Origin of the sequence: Caulobacter sp. 17J65-9, assembly GCF_010975005.1 — a bacterium.
Lineage (GTDB): Bacteria > Pseudomonadota > Alphaproteobacteria > Caulobacterales > Caulobacteraceae > 17J80-11.
Window position 1 is genome coordinate 21,135 of the sequence record NZ_JAAIVC010000036.1, and the last position, 6,000, is coordinate 27,134.

The following is a 6,000-nucleotide window of genomic DNA, read 5'->3' on the forward strand; positions in this document are numbered from 1 at the left end:
GGAGTGAGGCGATGAGCGACACCAATCCGGAAAAGCGGCTGGTCCAGGTCGGGCGCGTGGCCGGCTCGTTCGGCGTGCGCGGCGAGGTGCGCATCTCGACCTACACGGAAGATCCGCTGGCGCTGAAGGCCTACCGCGCGCTCAAGCGCGAGGACGGCTCGCCGGCCCTGACCATCGCCAGCGCCCGCGTGGTGAAGGACGGCATCGTCGCCCGCGTGCCGGAGATCGAGACCAAGGAACAGGCCGACGCCCTGCGCGGGCTTCGCCTCTACGTGTCTCGTGAGGCCCTGCCCGAGCCGGACGAGGACGAGTTCTACCTGACCGACCTGATCGGCCTGTCCGCCGTCACGCCCGAGGGCGAGGTGCTGGGCAAGGTGAAGGCGGTGCCGAACTTCGGGGCCGGCGATCTTCTGGAGATCGACTCCGGCGACGGCCGGCCGACCTGGTACCTGCCCTTCACCCGCGCGGCCGTGCCGGAAGTGCGCGTCGCCGAGGGCAAGGTGATCGCCGTGCGCCCGGCCGAGACGTCGGAACGCGAGCCGGACTGACGTCCCGCAGAGTGTTTGGCGCCGCGTTGCGGAGTTCGCCCGCCACGCTTCCCGTCTTCTGCCCGCCCCGCCTTTGCGGTAACCATGTTCCCCGGATTGTGAGGGGAGCCGGGTCATGAAAGCCCTGCGCTGGATCGTCGTCGTTCTGATCCTGGCCTACGTGGCCTGGATCGCCGTGCCGGGCGTGGTCGCCATGGTCTCGGGCCCGCAGCCGCCGACCCACAACCGTTCGGTCGCGGCCGATCCGATCGACGTCGGCGGGCCGGGGATGAGCGAGCCGGGCGCCGGCATCGCCTCGTTGGCCGAGGGCTCGGTGCAGGGCCAGGCCGCCGCCGATGCGGTGGAGACCCACGACTTCCCGGTGATCGCGCTGTGGGCCGGCGCCATCGCGCTGTACCTCGTCGCCGCCGTCCTGTTCGCCAACGGCAGCATGCGCGCCACCCTGGCCTACGCCGCCGCCTTCGCCGCCGACCTGGTGCTGAACATGCTGGGCGGCGGCCAGCAGGGCGGGGTGTTCTCCGGCGTGCTCGACGCGCTGGCGGCCGGCGACCTGCGCTACACGGTGATCGTGGGCGCGGTGCTGATCGGCCTGTTCATGATCGCTTCCGGCCGGCCCGACCGAGGTCGGCTCGCTTGAAAAGCTCGGGCGGGTCGCGGCGAGGCCGCAGATCCGCTCACAATTAGCGATCCCGAGCCGCTCCCGCGGCCCGCTGGCGATTATATGGAGCCCGCGGCCGCGCCGGCTCCCGACGCAGCCGTTGACGCAGCGGCGCGCGGCACTAGTGTGCGCCCGCTTTTCGAACAGGACCGAACGATGGCTGAAGCGGCGCAGTACGACGTGGTGATCATCGGCGGCGGACCGGGCGGCTACAACGCCGCGATCCGCGCCGGGCAACTGGGGCTGAAGGCGGCCTGCGTCGAGGGCCGCGAGACCCTGGGCGGCACCTGCCTGAACGTCGGCTGCATGCCCTCCAAGGCCCTGCTGCACGCCTCCGAACTGTATGAAGCCGCCGGCAAGGACTTCGCCTCGATCGGCATCGAGGTCGCGCCGAAGCTGAACCTCGGCCAGATGATGAAGTCCAAGGCCGAGAGCGTCACCGCGCTCACCAAGGGCATCGAGTTCCTGTTCAAGAAGAACAAGGTCGACTGGGTGAAGGGCTTCGGCCGCATCGCCGGCGCCGGCCAGGTCGAAGTGACCGCCGCCGACGGCTCCAAGACCATGCTGGCGGCCAAGAACATCGTCATCGCCACCGGCTCGGAGCCCACGGGGCTGCCGGGCGTGGCCTTCGACCAGAAGCAGGTCGTGGACTCGACCGGCGCCCTGTCGCTGCCGGGCGTGCCGAAAAGCCTGATCGTGGTCGGCGCCGGCATCATCGGCCTGGAACTGGGTTCGGTGTGGCGCCGCCTGGGCGCCGAGGTCACCGTGATCGAGTTCCTGGACCGCATCACGCCCGGCATGGACGCCGACATGGCGACCGCCTTCCAGCGCGCCCTGACCAAGCAGGGCATGAAGTTCAAGCTGGGCACCAAGGTCACCGCGGCCAAGACCGGCAAGGACGGCGTCGAGCTGACCGTCGAGCCCTCCAAGGGCGGCGCGGCCGAGACGATCAAGGGCGACGTCGTGCTGGTCGCCATCGGCCGCAAGCCCTACACGGCGGGCCTGGGCCTGGAGAGCGTGGGCGTCCAGACCGACGCGCGCGGCTTCATCCCGACCGACCACTTCAAGACCGCCGCCCCGGGCGTCTGGGCCATCGGCGACGTGATCCTGGGCCCCATGCTGGCCCACAAGGCGGAAGAGGACGCGGTCGCCTGCATCGAGCTGATCGCGGGCAAGGCCGGCCACGTCGACTACAACCTGGTCCCGAGCGTCGTTTACACCTTCCCGGAGGTGGCCTGGGTCGGCAAGACCGAGGACGAGCTGAAGGCCGCGGGCGTCGCCTACAAGACCGGCAAGTTCCCGTTCACCGCCAACAGCCGCGCCAAGATCAACCACGAGACCGAGGGCTTCGTGAAGGTTCTGGCCGACGCTGCGACCGACAAGATCCTGGGCGTCCACATGATGGGCCCGCAGGTCGGCGAGATGATCGGCGAGGCCTGCGTGGCCATGGCCTTCGGCGGCGCCTCGGAAGACGTGGCCCGCACCTGCCACCCGCACCCGACCCGCTCGGAAGCCGTCCGTCAGGCCATGATGGGCGTCGAAGGCTGGATCATGCAGGCGTAAGCCTGATCGGGAGCCGTGAAAACGCGAGGGGCGGGCCGAAAGGTCCGCCCCTTTTTCGTGCCGTGATCCTCGGGTCGAACGAACGCCCACCTATTTACCCGGATGAATTATAGACCTATATCGCCCGGGTAAAATATGGAAGCCGTCATGGACCAGTCCGCTGAAAAGGCCGTCGTCGCGGGCAACGATCGAGCGCACGCCCACGGCGTCTATGCGGTGATCTGCTCCGCCACGGGCGAGGTCTGGATCGGGCGCGGCGGCGATCTCGACGCCCAGCAAAGCGGCCTGTGGTCCGCCCTCAGCCAGGGGAGCAGCCCTTGTCGCGACCTGCAGGCGGCGTGGTGTGAGCACGGCGCCGACGCGTTCCGGTTCGAGGAGCTGGAGCGCTTGCGCGACGACTTCCCGGCCGAGCGACGCGACGACGAACTCAAGCTCCGCCAGACCCTCTGGCTGGCCCGGCTGCACGCCCGGCCGCTCTGAGCTCACCCCCGCGGATGCGCCTTGGCGTAGGCGCTGAGCAGGCGCTCGGCGTCGACCGCCGCGTACTTCTGGGTGGTCGACAGCGAGGCGTGGCCGAGCAGTTCCTGGATCGAGCGCAGGTCGGCGCCGGCGCCCAGCAGGTGGGTGGCGAAGCTGTGGCGGAGCGCGTGCGGCGTGGCGCTGTCGGGCAAGCCTAAGCGGCCGCGCAGGCGCTGCACCGTCGCCTGCACGTGGCGCGGCGACAGGGCCCCGCCGCGCTTGGCGCGGAACAACGGCTCGTCGGGGGTGAGGGCGAACGGGACCTCGGCCAGGTAGGCGTCGACCGCGGCGCGCACGGCCGGCAGCACCGGGACCATGCGGGTCTTGCCGCCCTTGCCGGTGATGCGCAGCGTCTCGGGCAGGGGCGCGTCGGCGCGGGTCAGCGACAGGCCCTCGGAAATGCGCAGGCCGCAGCCGTACAGCAGGGTCAGGACGGCGGCGTCGCGCGCGCCCTCCCAGTCCTCGCGGTCGGGATCCAGTTCGGGTTCGGCCAACACCCCGCGGGCCTGGTCCTCGGTGATCGGCCGCGGCAGCGACGGCGGCACGCGCGGGCCCTTCACCAGGGCGATCTGGGCGTTGGCTATGCCCTGGCGGCGGTCGAGCCAACCGTAGAAGCTGCGGACGGCGGCCAGCGCCTGGCCCAGCGAGCGGGCCGACAGGGCGTCGTCCCCGCGCCGGCGGAAGGCCAGGTAGGCGCGCAGGTCGCCTGCGGAGACGTCGCCGAGGTCGCGAGCCGACAGCGGCCCGCCCTTGTGGCGTTCAAGGAAGCTGAGACAGGTCCCGACCTGGTGGCTGTAGGCCTCCAGGGTGCGGGGCGAGCAGCGGCGCTCGTGGGCGAGGTGGTCGAGCCAGGCCCGGACCGCCTCGCGGGCGGTCACAGGACCGGCCAGCGTTCGGCGGTGCGCTCGACGACGCGGGCCAGGAAGGCGACCAGTTCGGCCCCCATCTCCGGACTGAAGCCCTCCGGATCAGGAGACCCGAAGGCGACCACGGCGTGGCGGGCGGGCTCCCACAGGGCCAGGCGCACCAAGGCGGCGCTCTTCACCAGCTCGGCTTCCTTGCCGAACAGCTCCTCGTCGACCGGGGCCGGGCCCAGGCGCGACAGGCCGTGCGGGCCGAGCACCGCGTCGACATCGCCGTCTTCCAGCGAGCGCCAGCCGAACGGCACCGCGCCCGGCTTCTCCAGCGCGATCACGCCGCAGACCAGGCCGAAGCGGCTCTTGGCGGCGGCGTCGAGCCGGCGGGCGAGGTCGGCGTGATTGCGGCTCTCCAGCAGGTCGACGACCACGGCGTGGGTCTGGGCCTGGGCGGCGAAGTTGGCGCGGGCGACCTGCTCGATCGCCTTGCGCGTGCTGCTCTCGCGGGCGGCGGCTTCCTCCAGTCGGGTCAGGGCGGCGCGGCCGAAGTCGACCACGTTGCCGGCCAGGCTGGGCTTCAGCTGCAGCATCTCGAGCAGCTGCTGGTCGCCCAGCAGGTGCTCGGGATGGGCCTGGATGAAGGCGCGCACCTGCGGCCAGGAAAGCTCCTCGCGCGCGGCGGGCGGGGTTTCCGTCGGGGCCTCGGCGAACAGGTCCTGGGTGGTCACAGCGCGCGCTCTCGAAGTTAGAGGCCGAAAATCAGAGGATAGACTGGCCGGTCTTGGCCCAGTCGGCCAGGAATTGTTCAAGCCCCTTGTCAGTTAACGGGTGCTTGACGAGGTCCTTGAACACGGCCGGCGGCAGGGTCGCCGCGTCGGCCCCGGCGATTGCCGCGTCCTTGACGTGCACGGTGTTGCGCAGCGAGGCGGCCAGGATTTCGGTGTCGAAATCGTAGTTGTCGAAGATGGCGCGGATCTCGCGGATCAGCTCCATGCCCTCGGCCCCGTGATCGTCGAGGCGGCCGACGAAGGGCGAGACGAAGGTGGCGCCCGCCTTGGCGGCCATCAGCGCCTGGGCGGCCGAGAAGCACAGGGTCACGTTGGTGTGGATGCCCTGCTCGGAGAAGGCGCGGGTGGCCTTCAGGCCTTCCCAGGTCAGCGGCAGCTTCACGACCACGTTCGGAGCGATCTTGGCCAGCTTTTCGCCCTCGGCGATCATCTGCTTGTGCTCGGTGGCGGCCACTTCTGCGCTGATCGGCCCCTCGACGAGCTCGCAAATCTCAGCGATGACCTCGGCCATGGGGCGGCCGGCTTTGGCGATCAGCGTGGGATTGGTGGTGACGCCGTCGACCAGGCCGGTTTCGGCCAGCTCGCGGATCAGACCAGTGTCGGCGGTGTCGACGAACAGCTGCATGTCGCTTCCTTATTTCTCGCGCGCGGGCCTTCTACCTAAAGGTCGGGCCGCGCGCCATGCGGCCGGGAGATTGAATTGAAGGCCGCCGCCGTCCTTATGCCTTTGCCGCTGCCAGAGCCGTTCGATTACGCGGTGCCGGAGGGGCTTGAGCTCGCGCCCGGCGACCACGTGGTGGTGCCGCTGGGGCCGCGTCGCATGCGCGGCCTGGTGGCCGGCGTGCGCGACATCCCCGGTCTGAACCGGCCGCTGAAGCCGGTGCTGGAGCGCATCGACGAGCCGGCCCTGCCGCCGGGCACGCTGAAATTCGTGACCTGGGCCGCGCGCTGGACCTGCTCGCCGCCGGGCGAGGTCGCGGCGCTGGCGCTGCGCGGCCTGCGCGCGCCGCCGCCCAAGCCGGAGAAGCGGCTGGTCCCGACCGGCGTGCAGCCGGCCCGCGCGACAC

General features: G+C 70.8%; 7 protein-coding genes and 1 pseudogene. 5 read left to right on the forward strand and 3 right to left on the reverse strand.

Annotated features, from left to right (window positions below; all coding sequences use genetic code 11):
* The first annotated feature begins 11 nt into the window (after positions 1 to 11).
* The 4 genes from rimM (at position 12) to G3573_RS08140 (ending at position 3,249) form a co-directional block, all read left to right on the forward strand.
* On the forward strand, positions 12 to 548 hold the full coding sequence (rimM, locus tag G3573_RS08125) for a ribosome maturation factor RimM (RefSeq protein ID WP_163260587.1): 537 nt from the start codon (positions 12 to 14) through the stop codon (positions 546 to 548).
* Positions 549 to 663: 115 nt separating this feature from the next.
* Positions 664 to 1,185: a hypothetical protein gene (locus G3573_RS08130; protein WP_163260588.1), complete on the forward strand. Its 522-nt coding sequence runs from the start codon at positions 664 to 666 to the stop codon at positions 1,183 to 1,185.
* 177 nt (positions 1,186 to 1,362) lie between these two features.
* On the forward strand, positions 1,363 to 2,769 hold the full coding sequence (lpdA, locus tag G3573_RS08135; RefSeq protein ID WP_163260589.1) for a dihydrolipoyl dehydrogenase: 1,407 nt from the start codon (positions 1,363 to 1,365) through the stop codon (positions 2,767 to 2,769).
* Between the two features lie 147 nt (positions 2,770 to 2,916).
* Complete coding sequence (locus G3573_RS08140; protein WP_163260590.1) at positions 2,917 to 3,249, forward strand: GIY-YIG nuclease family protein; 333 nt, start codon at positions 2,917 to 2,919, stop codon at positions 3,247 to 3,249.
* Positions 3,250 to 3,251: 2 nt separating this feature from the next.
* Here the strand turns inward: G3573_RS08140 and G3573_RS08145 are convergent, their stop codons facing one another.
* The 3 genes from G3573_RS08145 to fsa are packed head-to-tail and all read right to left on the reverse strand — an operon-like array spanning position 3,252 to position 5,558.
* Positions 3,252 to 4,166 carry a tyrosine recombinase XerC gene (locus G3573_RS08145; RefSeq protein ID WP_346427356.1) on the reverse strand — a complete coding sequence of 305 codons (915 nt, stop codon included), beginning with the start codon at positions 4,164 to 4,166 and terminating at the stop codon, positions 3,252 to 3,254.
* On the reverse strand, positions 4,163 to 4,873 hold the full coding sequence (locus G3573_RS08150; RefSeq protein WP_346427357.1) for a DUF484 family protein: 711 nt from the start codon (positions 4,871 to 4,873) through the stop codon (positions 4,163 to 4,165). Before G3573_RS08150 ends, G3573_RS08145 begins: the two co-directional genes overlap by 4 nt.
* 31 nt (positions 4,874 to 4,904) lie before the next feature.
* Positions 4,905 to 5,558 carry a fructose-6-phosphate aldolase gene (fsa, locus tag G3573_RS08155; protein ID WP_163260591.1) on the reverse strand — a complete coding sequence of 218 codons (654 nt, stop codon included), beginning with the start codon at positions 5,556 to 5,558 and terminating at the stop codon, positions 4,905 to 4,907.
* A gap of 96 nt (positions 5,559 to 5,654) precedes the next feature.
* Here fsa and G3573_RS08160 point away from each other — a divergent pair.
* Positions 5,655 to 6,000 (forward strand): annotated as a pseudogene (locus tag G3573_RS08160) (primosomal protein N'); the annotation flags it as partial.

Coding starts and splice junctions, on each gene's coding strand:
- rimM (WP_163260587.1), top strand. CDS start 12: ATGAGCGACACCAATCCGGAAAAGCGGCTGGTCCAGGTCGGGCGCGTG.
- G3573_RS08130 (WP_163260588.1), top strand. CDS start 664: ATGAAAGCCCTGCGCTGGATCGTCGTCGTTCTGATCCTGGCCTACGTG.
- lpdA (WP_163260589.1), top strand. CDS start 1,363: ATGGCTGAAGCGGCGCAGTACGACGTGGTGATCATCGGCGGCGGACCG.
- G3573_RS08140 (WP_163260590.1), top strand. CDS start 2,917: ATGGACCAGTCCGCTGAAAAGGCCGTCGTCGCGGGCAACGATCGAGCG.
- fsa (WP_163260591.1), bottom strand. CDS start 5,558: ATGCAGCTGTTCGTCGACACCGCCGACACTGGTCTGATCCGCGAGCTG.